Source organism: [Acidovorax] ebreus TPSY (assembly GCF_000022305.1).
In the GTDB taxonomy this organism is placed as follows: Bacteria; Pseudomonadota; Gammaproteobacteria; order Burkholderiales; family Burkholderiaceae_C; genus Diaphorobacter; species Diaphorobacter nitroreducens.
On the sequence record NC_011992.1, the window covers coordinates 357,322 to 373,854 of the forward strand.

15 protein-coding genes are annotated in these 16,533 nt (G+C 67.9%); 9 read left to right on the forward strand and 6 right to left on the reverse strand.

Annotation, left to right across the window (positions count from 1 at the left end):
* Nucleotides 1-39: 39 nt before the first annotated feature.
* Together DTPSY_RS01725 and apaG are read right to left on the reverse strand one after the other, a co-directional pair.
* Nucleotides 40-2,022 carry a site-specific recombinase gene (locus DTPSY_RS01725; protein WP_012655415.1) on the reverse strand — a complete coding sequence of 661 codons (1,983 nt, stop codon included), beginning with the start codon at nucleotides 2,020-2,022 and terminating at the stop codon, nucleotides 40-42.
* Complete coding sequence (gene apaG, locus DTPSY_RS01730) at nucleotides 2,019-2,426, reverse strand: Co2+/Mg2+ efflux protein ApaG (protein WP_012655416.1); 408 nt, start codon at nucleotides 2,424-2,426, stop codon at nucleotides 2,019-2,021. Before apaG ends, DTPSY_RS01725 begins: the two co-directional genes overlap by 4 nt.
* Before the next feature lie 121 nt (nucleotides 2,427-2,547).
* Here apaG and rpe point away from each other — a divergent pair, with 121 nt between their 5' ends.
* A complete protein-coding gene (gene rpe, locus DTPSY_RS01735) occupies nucleotides 2,548-3,228 on the forward strand; it encodes a ribulose-phosphate 3-epimerase (protein WP_011803824.1) in 681 nt (226 codons plus the stop codon).
* A gap of 39 nt (nucleotides 3,229-3,267) precedes the next feature.
* On the opposite strand, the gene DTPSY_RS01740 is transcribed toward rpe, so the two are convergent.
* Nucleotides 3,268-3,633 carry a hypothetical protein gene (locus DTPSY_RS01740; RefSeq protein WP_012655417.1) on the reverse strand — a complete coding sequence of 122 codons (366 nt, stop codon included), beginning with the start codon at nucleotides 3,631-3,633 and terminating at the stop codon, nucleotides 3,268-3,270.
* 166 nt (nucleotides 3,634-3,799) lie between these two features.
* Between DTPSY_RS01740 and gph the strand changes: the two genes are divergently transcribed.
* A complete protein-coding gene (gene gph, locus DTPSY_RS01745; protein ID WP_012655418.1) occupies nucleotides 3,800-4,525 on the forward strand; it encodes a phosphoglycolate phosphatase in 726 nt (241 codons plus the stop codon).
* Nucleotides 4,526-4,576: 51 nt separating this feature from the next.
* On the opposite strand, the gene DTPSY_RS01750 is transcribed toward gph, so the two are convergent.
* From DTPSY_RS01750 to DTPSY_RS01760, 3 genes are all read right to left on the reverse strand, one after another.
* Entirely contained in the window at nucleotides 4,577-6,271 is a 1,695-nt protein-coding gene (locus DTPSY_RS01750) for a methyl-accepting chemotaxis protein (RefSeq protein ID WP_012655419.1), read from the reverse strand.
* A 35-nt stretch (nucleotides 6,272-6,306) separates the two neighbouring features.
* Nucleotides 6,307-8,043, reverse strand: coding sequence for a methyl-accepting chemotaxis protein (locus DTPSY_RS01755; RefSeq protein ID WP_012655420.1), 1,737 nt, complete (start codon nucleotides 8,041-8,043; stop codon nucleotides 6,307-6,309).
* A 121-nt stretch (nucleotides 8,044-8,164) separates the two neighbouring features.
* Nucleotides 8,165-8,767, reverse strand: coding sequence for a chalcone isomerase family protein (locus DTPSY_RS01760; protein ID WP_011803828.1), 603 nt, complete (start codon nucleotides 8,765-8,767; stop codon nucleotides 8,165-8,167).
* A 356-nt stretch (nucleotides 8,768-9,123) separates the two neighbouring features.
* On the opposite strand from DTPSY_RS01760, the gene trpE reads away from it, so the two are divergent.
* The 7 genes from trpE (at nucleotide 9,124) to DTPSY_RS01790 (ending at nucleotide 16,531) form a co-directional block, all read left to right on the forward strand.
* A complete protein-coding gene (trpE, locus tag DTPSY_RS01765; protein WP_012655421.1) occupies nucleotides 9,124-10,623 on the forward strand; it encodes an anthranilate synthase component I in 1,500 nt (499 codons plus the stop codon).
* Nucleotides 10,620-10,964 carry a chorismate mutase gene (locus DTPSY_RS01770; RefSeq protein WP_011803830.1) on the forward strand — a complete coding sequence of 115 codons (345 nt, stop codon included), beginning with the start codon at nucleotides 10,620-10,622 and terminating at the stop codon, nucleotides 10,962-10,964. Before trpE ends, DTPSY_RS01770 begins: the two co-directional genes overlap by 4 nt.
* Complete coding sequence (locus DTPSY_RS01775; protein WP_012655422.1) at nucleotides 10,961-11,533, forward strand: aminodeoxychorismate/anthranilate synthase component II; 573 nt, start codon at nucleotides 10,961-10,963, stop codon at nucleotides 11,531-11,533. Before DTPSY_RS01770 ends, DTPSY_RS01775 begins: the two co-directional genes overlap by 4 nt.
* 97 nt (nucleotides 11,534-11,630) lie before the next feature.
* Nucleotides 11,631-12,665 carry an anthranilate phosphoribosyltransferase gene (trpD, locus tag DTPSY_RS01780; RefSeq protein ID WP_011803832.1) on the forward strand — a complete coding sequence of 345 codons (1,035 nt, stop codon included), beginning with the start codon at nucleotides 11,631-11,633 and terminating at the stop codon, nucleotides 12,663-12,665.
* A 10-nt stretch (nucleotides 12,666-12,675) separates the two neighbouring features.
* Entirely contained in the window at nucleotides 12,676-12,849 is a 174-nt protein-coding gene (locus tag DTPSY_RS18505) for a hypothetical protein (RefSeq protein ID WP_012655423.1), read from the forward strand.
* 70 nt (nucleotides 12,850-12,919) lie between these two features.
* Entirely contained in the window at nucleotides 12,920-13,720 is an 801-nt protein-coding gene (gene trpC, locus DTPSY_RS01785) for an indole-3-glycerol phosphate synthase TrpC (protein WP_012655424.1), read from the forward strand.
* A 138-nt stretch (nucleotides 13,721-13,858) separates the two neighbouring features.
* Complete coding sequence (locus DTPSY_RS01790; protein ID WP_012655425.1) at nucleotides 13,859-16,531, forward strand: diguanylate cyclase; 2,673 nt, start codon at nucleotides 13,859-13,861, stop codon at nucleotides 16,529-16,531.
* Nucleotides 16,532-16,533 lie beyond the last annotated feature (2 nt).

Sequence of the window (16,533 nt, forward strand, 5' to 3'; positions counted from 1 at the left end):
TCTGTAGGACGGCGCGCAGCCTGCGGTGCGCGCACCTTATCAGACGGTGCGGCGCCGGGGCAGGAAAAAGCCCAGCGGCGCGCTGCGCCAGCGCGCCAGCAGCGCGCGGTAGATGCGCGCGCGGTCCACGCTGCCAACGTTGTGCGCACGCAATGCCAGGCGGAACGCCAGGTAGAAGCTGACGAGGACGTTGAGCGCACCGTTGAAGGGCACCATGGCCACGGCCCACCAGAAAGCCGGCTGGTGCAGCACGTCCATGCCCAATGTGGCGCTGGCCACGCCGATCTGCCCGGTGGACAGCGTAACGTGGCGCACATCCAGGCCCAGCCCGAAGAACGCGGCAAAGGCCGGCGTCAGCCCCAGCATGAAGCCGAGCGAAATGTTGGCCGCAAAGCCTGAAATGTTGCCCCGCAGAAAGCGCGCCCAGCGGGCGGCGCGTGCAGCACCCAGCATGTCCGTGATGCGCGGGTTGTACTGGATGGCAGAGTCCAGCCGGCGCAATACGAACCAGTTCTCCACCCAGCCCGCGAAAATGCTGGACGCGAACAGCAGCACGCCGGTGAAGGCCGCGAACAGCAGCGAGGGGCCCAGCAGGTGCAGCGACTGCAGCACGTGTTCCGCCTGGGCCGTGCCGATGGCCGGTTGCCCGAGCATCTGCGCGATAAGCAGCGCCAGGGCCAGCGCCCCGGGGAACACCAGCAGCACGTTGCCCAGCACGGCGGCCACCTGCGAGCGCACGAGATGCGCGACCTCGTCCACGAAGGACTCCAGCCCCTGCGCCTCGTCCAGGTCCTTGAGCTTGGCGGCCATGGCGGGTGCCGTCATGGCGGGCTGCTTGGTGGCCACGGTGAAGTGCAGCAGCTGGATCAGCACGAAGCTGACGGCGTAGTTCACGCCCGCCATGAAGCCGCCCCAGAACGCGGACAGCGCCAGCGCGTACAGCCCGAACTTGGCCAGCGTGGTGAAGGCCATCACCAGCCCGCCGCCCGCCGCCTTGCGCACCATAGCCAGGTATTCGCCCGCCGTGCGGGTGATGTAGTGCGCGCCTGTCTCGGCGCTGCGCTCGGCGACCTTGGCCGCCAGCATGGACGAGTTGGACGCCACCAGCGCACGCAGGCTGCGCCGCTCGCGCCCCACGGTCACCAGGCGCGCAAGGAACTTGGCCGCCGCTACGGCGGGGCGGGGCGACAGCAGGCATTCCAGCAGCTCGCGCACGCGCAGGATGCGCTCGCGCAGCTGGCGCAGGCGAAATACCAGGCCCACGGAGATGCCGTTGTCCTCGAAGTGTGCATACACCGTGTTGGTGGCGGCGCGGCAGGCGTCCAGGCGCTCGCGCAGGCGCTGCACGGCTTCCTGCAGGCGATCGCCGGTGCGCAGCGGGTGCTCCACCTCCACGCGCAGGCTCTCCACATCGCGGATCAGCGCATGAAAGGGCTGGGCCTCGCGCGCCTCTTCGCTCATGCGCAGACGCAGCTCGGGCGCAAAGCCGGTGGACAGGATCTGCCCGGCGCAGTAGGTGATGGCGTCCAGCAGCGCGCGCTGCCAATGGCTGGCGCCGCCCTGCTCGCAGGCCGGCACCAGCACGGCCAGCAGGCGGCCCAGCAGGGTTTCGTCCAGCGACGCCAGCCAGCGCGCGTCGAAATCGCCAGGCAGCGCCAGCATGAACAACTCCGACGCATCCAGCGTTTCGGGGCTGGAGGGCAGCAGTTTGTAGCGCACGCGCTCGGCCAGCTCGCTGGCCATGGAGGTGCGCTGGGCAAAACCGAAGTCCGCCAGCAGCGTGGTGATGTCCACCTGCTGCGTAAGCGCTGCCCACCAGGCCTGCAGCCGCACCTGGATGTCGGGCGAGCGTTCCGCCGCGTCGACCAGCAGGGCCACGCGGCCTGCGGCGCCCTCTGTGGACTGGCCGTCGCCGCGCACCCAATCCAGCACGGCGATGAGTTGCAGGTGCCGCTGTGCCAGCGGTGCGGTCGGGTCGATACCGGCGAGCAGCTGCGCCAGATCAGGGCCGCTGCGGCTCAATGCAGCACCCTTGCCGCCATGGGCTGGCCCGGTTGGCCGGGCGAGAAGGCCTCCAGCACGAACAGCTCGATCGGACAGGTGAACGGCTCACCATCCTCAGCCACGCAGAAATAGCTGCCGTGCATGCTGCCGCTGGCGGTGCGCAGGCGGCAGCCGCTGGTGTACTGAAATGCCTCACCGGGCTTGAGCAGCGGTTGCTGGCCCACCACGCCCAGGCCCTTGACCTGCTCGGTGTGGCCATTGGCGTCGGAGATGATCCAGTGGCGTGAAATCAGCTGCGCGGTCACGTCGCCCGTGTTGGTGATCGTGATGGTGTAGGCAAAGCTGTATACGCCTTCGTCGGGCGCGGACTCGTCGGGAAGGTACTGCGGCTGCACCTCCACCTGGAACTGGTATTTCGGCATCGTGTAATGGTAGCGGCGATGGTGCGGCCCGCGTCGCACAAGGCCTGCTAAGGCCCCGCTCCGGCTGTGCCCGGCATGCGAACGTCGCGCCGCGGCGGCGTCAACTGCGACAATCGCGGCCATGAGCCGCACCTACCGCATCGCCCCCTCCATCCTGTCTGCCGACTTTGCCCGCCTGGGTGAGGAAGTGCGCAACGTCATCGCCGCCGGCGCCGACTGGATCCACTTTGACGTGATGGACAACCACTATGTGCCCAACCTCACCTTCGGCCCGATGGTGTGCCAGGCCCTCAAGCCCCATGCCGTGACGCCCGCAGGGCACGCCGTACCGATCGACGTGCACTTGATGGTGCAGCCCGTGGACGAACTGGCCACGGCGTTTGCCAAGGCGGGGGCGGACCTCATCAGCTTCCACCCCGATGCCTCGGCGCACGTGCACCGCAGCATTCAGAACATCCGCGCGCAGGGCTGCAAGGCAGGCCTGACCTTCAACCCCGCCATGCCGCTTGACGTGCTGGACTGGGTGATCGAGGACATCGACCTGATCCTGTTGATGAGCGTGAACCCCGGCTTTGGCGGACAGAGCTTCATCGACAGCACGCTGCGCAAGATCGAAGCGGCCCGCAGGCGCATCGAGGCCTCGGGCAAGGACATCCGCCTGGAGGTGGACGGTGGCATCAAGGCCGACAACATCCGCCGGGTGGCGGATGCGGGCGCGGACACGTTCGTTGCAGGCAGCGCCATCTTCGGCAAGAGCGACTACAAGGCGGTGATCGACGCCATGCGCGCCGAACTGGCGTGAGGCGCCGCCGCGCGGCTTGATCGCAATCCGCTGAAAAGCCTATTGCACCGGCGTGGTGGCTTCGCGCAGCACGCCACCGCCTTCCACCGAGCCTGACACCGTGGCGCTGCTGCGCACGCGCGCCTCGCAATCGGACCGGTCGTGTGGAGTCTTGAAGGCCTCGCAGCGGGCCAGCGCGTTGCGCTCATAGATACTGGTATCGCTGCTGGACAGCTGGCCGGCGCGCGCGGCCTGGGCGGCCGCCCCTGCCTCGCGTACGCAGGCGGCGCGGCTTTCCGCGGGCACGGACGCGCAGGCGGCACGGTCGCTGCTGTACTGGCTGCGCACTTCGTTGGCAGCCTGCGCCGCGCCGGCGCACAGCAGCAATGCGGCGGGAAGCAGGGCGGTGAATCGATGCAATGCCATGGGATGACCTCCTGACGGGCGATGGTTTTGACGGTTCCAACAATGGCTGTCCAGCGTAGGACGCCACCCGGAAGGCGTCTGTCCGCATGCGGCGCCGTGGTGTGTCGGACGGGTCGGACAGCGCATACACTGCCCGCGCTCAATGCATGACTGACAAGGACAAGGGATGGAACGGGTGCAACAAGACCTCGCCGCGCTGCTCGCGCGCACCGACGCCGCGATCGTGGACCTCGACGGCACCATGGTGGATACGTTGGGCGATTTTGCCGAGGCGCTCAATCGCATGCTGCGCGACCTGCAGCTCCCCGCCATCGCGCCCGCGGCGATCGAACGCATGGTCGGCAAGGGGTCGGAGCATCTCCTGCGTTCAGTACTAAAACACGTTCTAGCGCCCGACCAGCAAGCGCTGACAGCTATGCAATTGGAAGCAAAGGCCGAGGCCTTGTATCCCCAGGCGTGGGAGCGCTACCAGCACCATTACCTGGCCATCAACGGCCAGTATGCGGCGCTGTACGCCGGCGTGGCCGAAGGGCTTGCGGCGCTGCACCGCACCGGTCGGCCGCTGGTGTGCCTGACCAACAAGCCCACCGACTTCGCCCGGCCTCTGCTGCGCGCCAAAGGGCTGGACGGCTTCTTCACCCACGTGTTCGGCGGCGATGCGTTCGCGCGCAAGAAGCCCGACCCGCTGCCACTGCTCAAGGCCTGCGAGGCGGTGGGAACCTCGCCGGCGCGCACGCTGATGATCGGCGACTCCAGCAACGATGCCCAGGCCGCGCGTGCGGCGGGCTGCCCCGTGGTGCTGGTGACGTACGGCTACAACCACGGCCAGCCCGTGCGCGGCGTGGACGCGGACGGCTACGTGGATGCGCTCACCGAGCTGATCGCTAGCTGAATTCCTCCGGCCGCATGCGCGCCATGGGCGCCGCGCGGGGCGCCCGGGTCCTCAGAAGCTCTCCCACTCGTCGTTATCGGCAGCCGTGCGGGCCGCTTGCGCGGGTTGAGGGCGCGCTGCTGCCGGACGTGCCAAGGCAGCGGCCGGCGCCCGGGTGGACGCCGGCGGCGTGGCGGGCCGGGCAGGGGCGGCGGGTGTCGCGGAGGTGGCGGGTACGGGAGCCGGCACGGCCGGGGCATGCACGGGCGCCATGCGTGGCAGGGCGGAGACCTTCTGCGCCAGCTTGAACACGGCGACGGCCTCGACGAGCTCGCGGGCCTGGCCGCTGAGGCTGCTGGCGGCGGCGGCCATCTCCTCGACCAGCGCGGCGTTCTGCTGCGTGGCCTGGTCCATCTGGGTGATGGCCTCGCCCACCTGGGCCACGCCCGAGCTTTGTTCGCTGCTGGCGGCGCTGATCTCCCCCATGATGTCGGTCACGCGGCGAATGGCGGTGACCACCTCGGTCATGGTGGCACCGGCCTTGTCCACCAGCTGCGAGCCCTGCTCCACGCGCTCCACGCTGGCGGTGATGAGCTGCTTGATCTCCTTGGCGGCCTCCACGGCGGCATTCAGCGCCAGGATGTTGGTCTGGAAGGCAATGCCATCGATCACCCCGATGATGTCGGCGATCTTGCGGCTGGACTCATTGATGCCGCGCATGGTGTCCACCACCTCGGAGACCACCTCGCCGCCCTGCACGGCGACGGTGCTGGCATTCATGGCGAGTTGGTTGGCCTGGCGGGCGTTGTCGGCGTTCTGGCGCACGGTGGCGCCCAACTGCTCCATGGAGGCGGCCGTTTCTTCCAGGGCGCTGGCCTGGCTCTCGGTGCGGCCGGACAGGTCGTGGTTGCCCTGCGAGATCTCCGCGCTGGCCGTGGCCACGTGCTCGGAGCTTCGGCGCACGCCCTGCACGATCTCGGCCACGTTGTCGCGCATGGTCTGGATGCCGTGGATGACGCTGTCGCTGTCGCGGGCGGGCGGTATTTCGACGGCCAGGTTGCCTTGCGCCATCTCATGGGTGATGGCGTTGAGCTGGCTGGGCTCGGCGCCCAGCTGGCGCAGGATGCTGCGCGCCACCAGCCAGCCAATGGCCAGCAGCAGCAGCGCGAGCACGGCAGTCACCGCGCCCGAGCGGGCCAGCCGGCTCACGAACGTGGCCTGCACGTTGTCGACGTACACGCCGGAGCCGATCACCCAGCCCCAGGGCTCGAAACCCATCACGTACGAGGCTTTCTCCACGGGCTGGTCGCTGCCCGGCTTGGGCCACAGGTAGCTCACGAAGCCTGCGCCGCTCCTTTTCACGGTGTTGACGAACTCCACGAACAGATGCTTGCCCGTGGGGTCCTTGTTGCTGCTGAGGTCCTGCCCCTGCAGCTCGGGGCGGATGGGATGCATGACCATGCGCGGGTGCATGTCGTTGATCCAGAAATACTCCGAGCCGCTGTAGCGCAGCGGCCGCAGCGCATCCATTGCGCGCTGCTTGGCCTCTTCCTCGGTGATCGTGCCCTTGCTGGCCTGCGCGTGGAAGTGCACGACGATTCCATGTGCCGCCTCCACGGTCTGGCGCACGCTGGCCTGGCGCTCACCCATGATCAGGGAGCGTTCGGTCCACATGATGCTGGCAACCAGCGCCAGCATGGCCAGGATGGCCAGGGCCACCAAGCCGCCGAGGCGGCGGGAAACGGGCAATCGGTAGAACATTTGCATGGTGGTATTCCCCGCCGCTGGCGGCTGCAGGTGGTTTAGAAACTTTCCCAGGCGCCGTCGTCGGCGGAAGGTGCCGGCGCAGCCTTTGGCGAGGCGGAGACGGGGCGGGCCTGGCGTGCCGCCGGTTGTACAGGCGCGGACGCCGGGCGTGCGGGGGGCGCGGCCCGCGTCACGGCGGGTGCGGATGGCTGGGGCGTCCTGATGGCGGCGGGCGTTGCGAGTGCGTGGCCATGGCTCGCCAGCTTGAACACGGCGACGGCCTCGACGAGCTCGCGGGCCTGGCCGCTGAGGCTGCTGGCGGCGGCGGCCATCTCCTCGACCAGCGCGGCGTTCTGCTGCGTGGCCTGGTCCATCTGGGTGATGGCCTCGCCCACCTGGGCCACGCCCGCGCTTTGCTCGCTGCTGGCGGCGCTGATCTCTCCCATGATGTCGGTCACGCGGCGAATGGCGGTGACCACCTCGGTCATGGTGGCACCGGCCTTGTCCACCAGCTGCGAGCCCTGCTCCACGCGCTCCACGCTGGCGGTGATGAGCTGCTTGATCTCCTTGGCGGCCTCGGCCGAGCGCTGCGCCAGCGCGCGCACCTCGCCGGCCACCACGGCAAACCCGCGGCCTTGCTCACCGGCACGCGCGGCCTCCACGGCGGCATTCAGCGCCAGGATGTTGGTCTGGAAGGCAATGCCATCGATCACCCCGATGATGTCGGCGATCTTGCGGCTGGACTCATTGATGCCGCGCATGGTGTCCACCACCTCGGAGACCACCTCGCCGCCCTGCACGGCGACGGTGCTGGCATTCATGGCGAGTTGGTTGGCCTGGCGGGCGTTGTCGGCGTTCTGGCGCACGGTGGCGCCCAACTGCTCCATGGAGGCGGCCGTTTCTTCCAGGGCGCTGGCCTGGCTCTCGGTGCGGCCGGACAGGTCGTGGTTGCCCTGCGAGATCTCCGCGCTGGCCGACGCGACGCTCTCCGCATTGGCGCGCACGCCGGCCACTACGCGAGCGAGGTTGCCCTGCATGTGGCCCAGTGCCTTCAGCAGCGCCGCGGCTTCGTCGCGGCCGTGGGCTTGGATGGACTGGGTGAGGTCGCCTTCGGCGATCAAGCCTGCGCCGCGCACGGCCAACTGCAGGGGCCCGGTCACGGAGCGGCTCAACAAGATCGCGGCGCCCGCGCCCACCAGCAGCGCCACTGCGGTCACGACCATCAGGATGGCGCGACTGAGCGTGGCCTGCTTGGCAGCGTTGTCGCGGGTGCTTTCGTACAGCGCGCGCTGGCGCTGTTCCATGGCGACGATGGACTGTAGGTAAGCGTCGGCCAACGGCTTAAGTTGGCTGTCGAGCAACTCACCCACACTCTCGCCGGCAGCCTTGCGCTTGAGCAATTCAGCCCGCGGGCCGCGATAGGCTTCGCGCGTCTTCGCGATGTCGGCGAGCAAGCGGCGTCCTTCGTCGGTGGTCACCAGCCGCTCCACCACCTCCTGCGCCTTGGATGCTTCTTCGGAGGTCTTGGCAATCTCGCTTTGCCAGCTCGAGAGATGGGAGGTGTCCGCATCCAGGATGGCGGCGCGCGTGCGCACCCAGTTCAGGTCAATCGCCTGCCGCCATGTGCTGGCGGCGCGCAGCCGTTCGTTGTCCGTGCTGGTGAGCTGATGGGTGACGCTTGCCAACTCCTGCAAACGCCATATGCCTACCGCCGCGATGACCACGGTGATGAGCAGAACCAAGCCGAAAGACAAGGCCAGGCGCGTGCCGACCTTGAGGTTGCTGAGATGCATAGAGGCCCCCTTGCTGCGCAATTGCAATAAAGTGTATCGCCAAGGGGGGATGGCTGAAAACGCCATCAAGGGGGCAATGGCATGCTTTCTCTGCGCATCGTCACTGCGTGGGTCGATGGGCTTATTCCTTGCCCAGCAGGGCGTCCTTGAGCTTCCAGTCGGCGGGCTGGCTGCCGAGCCAGATGCCCAGCAATGCGTTGAAGAATTCGGGCTCCTTGAACGGTTCGCCCTGCGGGACGCCCTTCACCGTCACCTGCGTGCCCGTGCCGGGCAGCCAGTCCACGACGAACTGTTCGCCCGCCATGAGCTTCTTGTGCTCTGAAAAGATCTGGCTCATGCGCAGCACGCCCGGAATCAGCTTGGAAAAGGCGGCCTTGTCCATGTTGTCTTCCATACCGCGCGAGAACAGCTTGCCGAGTTCCGTGGAGTCGATGTCGCGCAGCATGGTCACGCTGATGCGCTTGGGGCCGCGCAGCGCGTAGACCTCGGCAGGCGTGGATGCCTTCTTCTCCAGGTACAGGCCTGCGGCATACACCTTGAACACGGCCTTGTAGCGCACTCCGGCGCCATTGAGTTGCAGCTTGCTGCCGCCCAGGTCGAGGGTGGGCTCGAACTTGACGCCGGCTGCGGTCGTCGGCTCCGTCGATGCGGGAGCCGGAAGCGCCAGGCACAGGGGAAGGGCCAGAGCACCCCACTGCAGGGTGCGACGACGGGTGAAGGGCATTGCGCAACTCCAAAAAAGAACGATCGTTCGTTTCTAAATGTTGCGCCATCGAGGGGCGGTCGGCAATAGGGTTTTCGCGTGGATGCGCTGCAGCATCCACCGCGCAGGTGACAAAGTGCTTTGCTACACTGCGGGTCCATGTTCATTCACCACACGTTCATCACAGGTTGCAGCGACCGGGGAGCCTGGCCCTGGCGCAAGCCTGCGTCGTTGAACCCCTGACTGCACCTGGGCGCCTCCCCAGCGTGCGCCCGTGGCCCCACACGTGCTGTCCTGCACGGGGCCGACTCCTCTGAATGATCCTGCGGCGCACTGGCGCAGCCAGCGACCGCGCCGCACGAGCTGGGAATCTTCTTGTGATCACTGAACTGGAATTCAAAAGCCTGGCCAGCGAAGGCTACAACCGCATCCCGCTGATGGCGGAAGCCTTTGCGGACCTGGAAACCCCTCTCTCCCTGTACCTCAAGCTGGCCCATGGCAAGGGCGACGGCAAGCACAGCTTTTTGCTGGAGTCGGTCGTCGGCGGCGAGCGCTTCGGGCGCTACAGCTTCATCGGCCTGCCTGCGCGCACCTTGCTGCGGTCCAGCGGCTTCGGCGATGCGGCGCGCACCGAGGTGGTGACCGACGGCCAAGTGGTGGAGACGCACCCGGGCAACCCGCTGGACTTCATTGCCGCCTACCAAAAGCGCTTCAAGGTGGCGCTGCGCCCGGGGCTGCCGCGCTTTTGTGGCGGGCTGGCGGGCTACTTCGGCTACGACGCGGTGCGCTATATCGAGAAGAAGCTAGAGGCCACCTGCCCGCCCGACACCCTGGGCTGCCCCGACATCCTGCTGCTGCAGTGCGAGGAGCTGGCGGTCATCGACAACCTCTCGGGCAAGCTGTATCTCATCGTCTACGCCGACCCGGCCCAGCCCGAGGCCTATGCCAAGGGCAAGAAGCGCCTGCGGGAGCTGAAGGACCAGCTCAAGTATTCCGTGAGCGCGCCCGTGGTGCGGCCCACCGAGAGCCACACCGCACAGCGCAGCTTTGCCAAGGCCGACTACTTGGCGGCCGTGGAGCGCGCCAAGGAGCTCATCGCCGCGGGCGACTTCATGCAGGTGCAGGTGGGCCAGCGCATCCACAAGCGCTACACCGAATCGCCGCTGTCGCTGTACCGCGCGCTGCGCTCGCTGAACCCGTCGCCGTACATGTATTACTACAACTTCGGCGATTTCCAGGTGGTGGGCTCCAGCCCAGAGATCCTGGTGCGCCAGGAGAGCACGCCTGAGGGGCAGAAGGTCACCATCCGCCCGCTGGCCGGCACGCGCCCGCGCGGCGCCACGCCCGAGGCCGACAAGGCCACCGAAGTGGAGCTGGTGAACGACCCCAAGGAACGCGCCGAGCACGTGATGCTGATCGACCTGGCGCGCAACGACATCGGCCGCATCGCCAAGACCGGCACCGTGAAGGTGACCGAGGCCTTCGCGGTCGAGCGCTACAGCCACGTGATGCACATCGTGAGCAACGTGGAGGGCATCCTCAACGACGGCATGACCAGCATGGACGTGCTCAAGGCCACCTTCCCGGCCGGCACGCTCACCGGCGCGCCCAAGGTGCACGCCATGGAACTGATCGACCAGTTGGAGCCCAGCAAGCGGGGCCTTTACGGAGGCGCCTGCGGCTACCTGAGCTATGCGGGCGACATGGATGTGGCCATCGCCATCCGCACCGGCATCGTCAAGGACGGCACGCTCTACGTGCAGGCGGCGGCCGGCGTGGTGGCCGACTCGGTGCCCGAGCTCGAATGGAAGGAAACGGAACACAAGGCGCGCGCCCTGCTGCGTGCGGCCGAATTGGTGGAGGAGGGGCTGGAATGACCACCCGTGCAATCGACAAGACCCAGCCCTGCGCCAGCATGGCCGAGGTGCGCGCGCGCATCGACGCGCTGGACGACATCCTGGTGCCGCTGCTCGTGGAGCGCGGCGGCTACATGACCCAGGCTGCCCTCAACAAGCCGCGCGAAGACCAGGTGCGCGACGAAGCGCGCATCGAGGCCATCGTGCAGCGCGTGCGTGCGCGTGCGGCGGCCGAGGGCGGCGAGCCCGACGTGATCGAGGCCATCTACCGCAGCATGATGGAGGCCTACATCGCCTACGAACACCGTGAATTCGCGCGCCTGTGCGCAGAGGGCCGCAAGGGCCAGGAGGTGACGCCATGACGCGCGTGCTGATGGTCGACAACTACGACAGCTTCACCTACAACATCGTGCAGTACTTCGGCGAACTGGGCGCCGAAGTCGAGGTGTTTCGCAACGACGAGATCACGCTGGAGGGCATTGCCGCGCGTGCGCCCGACCGGCTGGTGATCTCGCCCGGGCCATGCTCGCCGGCCGAGGCGGGTATCTCGGTGGCGGCGATCCAGCACTTCGCCGGCAAGCTCCCCATCTTGGGCGTGTGCCTGGGCCACCAGAGCATTGGCGCGGCCTTCGGCGGCAAGATCATCCGGGCGCAGCAACTCATGCATGGCAAGACCAGCGTCATCACCACCACGCAGACGGGCGTGTTCGCCGGCCTGCCCAAGCAGTTCACGGTGAACCGCTACCACTCGCTGTCCATCGAGCGCGCGAGCTGCCCCGAAGTGCTGGAGGTGACGGCCTGGACGGACGACGGCGAGATCATGGGAATCCGCCACCGCGAGCTGGCCATCGAGGGCGTGCAGTTCCACCCCGAGAGCATCCTCACCGAGCACGGCCACGCGATGCTCAAGAACTTCCTGGATCAAAAATAAGAGCTGCCAGCGCTTGCCTATAAACGATTTCAGTGTGAAAAATGCTTGAAATGCATATACAGCAAGCGCACGCAGCTATCAAAATAGAGGTACTTCCATGACCCCCATCACCCCCCAGGAAGCGCTGCAGCGCACCATCGAGCACCGCGAGATCTTCCACGACGAGATGCTGCACCTCATGCGCATGATCATGAGCGGCGAACTCTCGCCCGTCATGACCGCGGCCATCACCACCGGCCTGCGCGTGAAGAAGGAAACCATCGGCGAGATCACCGCCGCCGCGCAGGTGATGCGCGAGTTCTCCCACAAGGTGCAGGTGCACGACACCAAGCACCTCGTGGACATCGTGGGCACGGGCGGCGACGGCGCCAACACCTTCAACATCTCCACCTGCGCCACCTTCGTGATCGCCGCCGCGGGCGCCAAGGTCAGCAAGCATGGCGGGCGCAGCGTCAGCAGCAAAAGCGGCAGCGCCGACGCCATGGAGGCGCTGGGCGTGCACATCAACCTGCAGCCTGCGCAGATCGCGCAGTGCATTGGCGACGTGGGCATCGGCTTCATGTTCGCGCCCAACCACCACCCCGCCATGAAGAACGTGGCGCCGGTGCGCAAGGAGCTGGGCGTGCGGACCATTTTCAACATCCTGGGGCCGCTGACCAACCCGGCAGGTGCGCCCAACATCCTCATGGGCGTGTTCCACGAAGACCTGGTGGGCATCCAGGTGCGTGCGCTGCAACGCCTGGGCGCCGAGCACGCGCTGGTGGTCTACGGCCGTGACGGGCTGGACGAAATCAGCCTGGGCGCGGGCACGCTGGTGGGCGAATTGAAAGACGGCGCGGTGCGCGAGTACGAGATCCACCCCGAGGACTTCGGCCTGCGCATGGCAGGCACGCGGGCGCTGCGCGTGGAGAACCCGACCGAATCCAAGGCCATGCTGATGGGCGTGCTGCAGGGCGACGAAGGCCCGGCGCGCGACATCGTCTGCCTGAATGCCGGTGCCGCCTTGTATGCTGCCAACGTGGCCGACTCGCTGGAAGACGGCCTGCGCCGCGCCCAGCAGGCCCTGGCCAGCGGCGCGGCCCTGGCCAAGCTGCAGCAGCTGGTCGCCTACACCCAGAAGCTCGCGGCCTGAGCGCACGGCGATGAGCTTGCTGGACGCTCCCATCTGGAACGACCCCGCGACGTGGATCGTGCTGGGCGTGTCGCTGCTGTTCATCGTCGTGGGCATCGTGATGCACCGCATCATCATGAAGGTAGTGCGCGGCCCGGCACCGCCCACGCAAGGCCACAAGGGCCCGGTACCTCCGCACGAATGAGCGGGACGGGCGCTGGCGCCAGTGCGCGCCGTCACCATTGACGCTCCCTGCGGGGAGCAAGGAAGCAAGCATGTCCGACATCCTGAAGAAAATCTGCGACGTGAAGGTCGAGGAAGTGGCCGCCGCGCAAAAGCGCGTGTCCTTCACCGACATGCGCCGCGACGCCGAGAGCCGCGTGCTCACGCGCGACTTCGTGGGCGCGCTGCGCGCCAAGATCGACCAGGGCCAGGCCGGCGTGATCGCCGAAATCAAGAAGGCCAGCCCCAGCAAGGGCGTGATCCGCGAGGATTTCATCCCGGCCGACATTGCGCAAAGCTACGCCGAGGGCGACGGCAAGGTCAGCGCGGCCTGCCTGTCGGTGCTGACCGACCGCCAGTTCTTTCAAGGCCAGCCCGATTACCTGAAGCAGGCACGCGCCAGTTGCCCGCTGCCGGTGCTGCGCAAGGACTTCATGATCGATCCGTACCAGATCTACGAGTCGCGCGCCATGGGCGCCGACTGTGTGCTGCTGATCGCCGCCTGCCTCGAGGATGGCCTGATGGCCGAGATGGAGCAGTTCGCCCGCAGCCTGGACATGGCCGTGCTGGTGGAGGTGCACGACGGCGCCGAGCTGGAGCGCGCGCTGCGCCTGCAGACGCCGCTCGTGGGCATCAACAACCGCAACCTGCGCACCTTCGAGGTCAGCCTGCAGACCACGCTGGACCTGAAGAAGGAAGTGCCTGCCGACCGCCTGCTGGTGGCCGAGTCCGGCATCCTTGCGCCGGTGGATGTGCACACGCTGCGCGATGCCGGCGTGAATGCGTTCCTGGTGGGCGAGGCCTTCATGCGCGCGCCCGACCCGGGGCGGGCGCTGGCCCAGCTGTTCGCCTGACGGCCGTAGGCCGGGCGTCCCCCAGGGTTGGGGCGGTGGCGGCATACTGGGCCCATGAAAGTCATCGGGCCGCGTCGATGAGCCTTGCCTGAGGCGGTTACCCGGCCATTCTTATCGTGCCCGCATGGAGGAGTTGCCTTGCGCGAGAGACCGGATACGCAGGCCGAGCGTTTTCGCAGGGAGTGGTGGTTGCTGGCGGGCCTGTGGCTGGCGCTGGGGGCGCTGATCGCGGTCGTGCTGAGCCTGGAGCGGCGCGACACCGAGGAACGCGAGCGCCAGCAGGTCGCGCACCAGGTGCATATCGTCCATGAGAACCTGGAGCGCCAACTGCATGCCGTGAACCAGGCGCTGGGGGATATTGTTGCGAACCTGGCGCAGTGGCGCGCGCGCCCTGAAGGCGCCTTGCCATTCAACGAGCGGCTGCGGGCCTTCAGCGACGCCATGACCGGCGTGCGCACGCTGACCGTGCTGGATGCCGAGGGTACGGTGGTCGCCTCCAGCCGCGCCGAACTGCTCGGGGAGAACTTTGCCTACCGCGATTACTTTCAGTCGGCGCGCCGGCTGGCAAGCCGCGAGCAGCCCTCGCTGATCGTCAGCGCGCCCATGCGCACGGTGTTGGGTATCTGGGCCATCACGTTGTCGCGCCCCGTGCCAGCGGAGGATGGGCTGCCCGGCGGCGTGGTCACGGCGACGCTGGACCCCGACGAGTTCAAGACCTTGCTGGATTCCGTGCGCTACGCCCCCGACGTGGAGAGCACCCTGGTGCACGGCGACGGCGTGCGCTTCCTGCGCGTGCCCGAACGGGCGGGGCTGCTGGGCGCCACGCTGGCGCAGCCCGGCACGCTCTTTCAGGCGCACCTGGATAGCGGGCGGATGGAAAGCCTCTTCGTCGGCGCGATGGAGCCGGACCCGGCCGAGCGGCTGGTGGCGCTGCGCACCATCTTTCCGGCGCACCTGCACATGGACAAGCCGTTGGTTGCGGCCGTCGCGCGGGACTGGAGCCAGGTGTTCGCCGCCTGGCGCGCGCGCGCCTGGACGCTGGGTGTGGCATGGCTGCTGACGGGGGTTGCCATTGGGCTGGGCCTGGGCTTCATGCAGCGCCGGCGCCGCCAGCTGTGGCGCCGCGAGCAGGCGCTGGCCGCCCAGGAGGCCGCGCTGCAGGCCCGCTGGCAGGCGGTGCTGCACGCCACCCAGCAGGGCGTGTGGGACTGGGACATGGCCGCGGGCACGGTGTATTTCTCGCCGGTATGGAAGACCATGCTCGGCTACGCAGAAGGCGACATCGGCGACAGCCTGCAGGAATGGGAAAGCCGCGTGCATCCCGACGATCTGGCGCGCGTGCACGCCGACGTGGCGCGCCACCTGGCGGGTGAAACGGTGGTCTATGAAAACGTGCACCGCATGCGCTGCAAGGACGGCAGCTACAAATGGGTGCAGGACCGCGGCCAGGTGACCTCGCGCGACGCCAGCGGCCGACCCACCCGCCTCATCGGCACCCACACGGACGTGACCGCGCAGCGCCAGCACCAAGAGACGCTGGACCGCCTGGCCGAGAACGTGCCCGGCGCGCTGTACCAGTACCAGCGCGAACCCGACGGGCGCAGCCACTTCCCGTACGCCAGCCCCGGGGTGCAGGACATCTACGGGCTTCCCCCGCAGGCCCTGTGCGTGGACGCGGAGCAGGTCTTCGCGCGCATCCACCCCGACGACCTGCAGGCGCTGCGCGAGAGCGTGCTGGCATCCGCGCAGACCCTGGAGCTGTGGCGCACCGAATACCGTGTGCTCGTGCCGGGCGAGCGCGAGCGCTGGGTCAGCGACCAGGCGCGGCCCGCGCGCACGGCCTCGGGTGCCGTGCTGTGGCATGGCTATATCCATGACGTGACGCTGGCCAAGCAGCAGGCGCTGCAGCTGCAGGAGACCGAGCGCCTGCTCAGGCATCTGATGCAGGAAATGCCCATCGGGCTGTGCATGATCGATGCCGCGGGCGTGATCTACTTTCGCAACCGGCGCTTCATGGACCTGTTCGGCTACACCGAGGCCGAGGTGCCCACGCTGGGGCAGTGGTGGCCGCGGGCCTATCCCGATCCGCACTACCGCGAACAGGTCATCGCCGCGTGGAACGCAGACCTGGCGCAGGCAGGCGCGCAGGGGGGCGAGATCGCGGACAGGGAATACCGCGTCACCGACCGCGACGGCAGGCTGCATACGATGACCATCGGCGGGCTGGCTTTTGGCGACCATTGCATGGCCACCTTCGTGGACGTGACCGAGCAGCGCGCGCAACATGAACTGCTGCGCAAGCTCGCCTTCATGGACGGGCTGACGGGCCTGGCGAATCGCCGCCAGTTGGACCGCACCCTCAAGGCCGAATGGCGGCGCTGCCGGCGCAGCGGCCAGCCCCTGTCCGTGGTGATGGTGGACATCGACCATTTCAAGCAGTTCAACGACCTGTATGGCCACCAGCAGGGCGACGATTGCCTGCGCGCCGTGGCCGCCGCGCTGCGCGGCGGCCTGGGGCGGTCGCACGACCTCGTGGCCCGCTACGGCGGTGAAGAGTTCGTCTGCCTGCTGCCCGAGTGCGACCTGGACGGCGCGCGCGCCAAGGCGCAGGCGCTGTGCCGGGCCGTGCATGCGCGGCAGATGGAACACCGCGGCTCGCCGATTGCGCCCGTGGTCACGGTGAGTGCCGGGGTGGCCTGTGTGGTGCCCGGCGCCGAAGACACCCCCGAACAGTTGCTGGCGCGCGCGGATGCGAACCTGTACCGCGCCAAGGCGGCAGGCCGCAACCGGGTGCATGATGGAATGGATTAGCT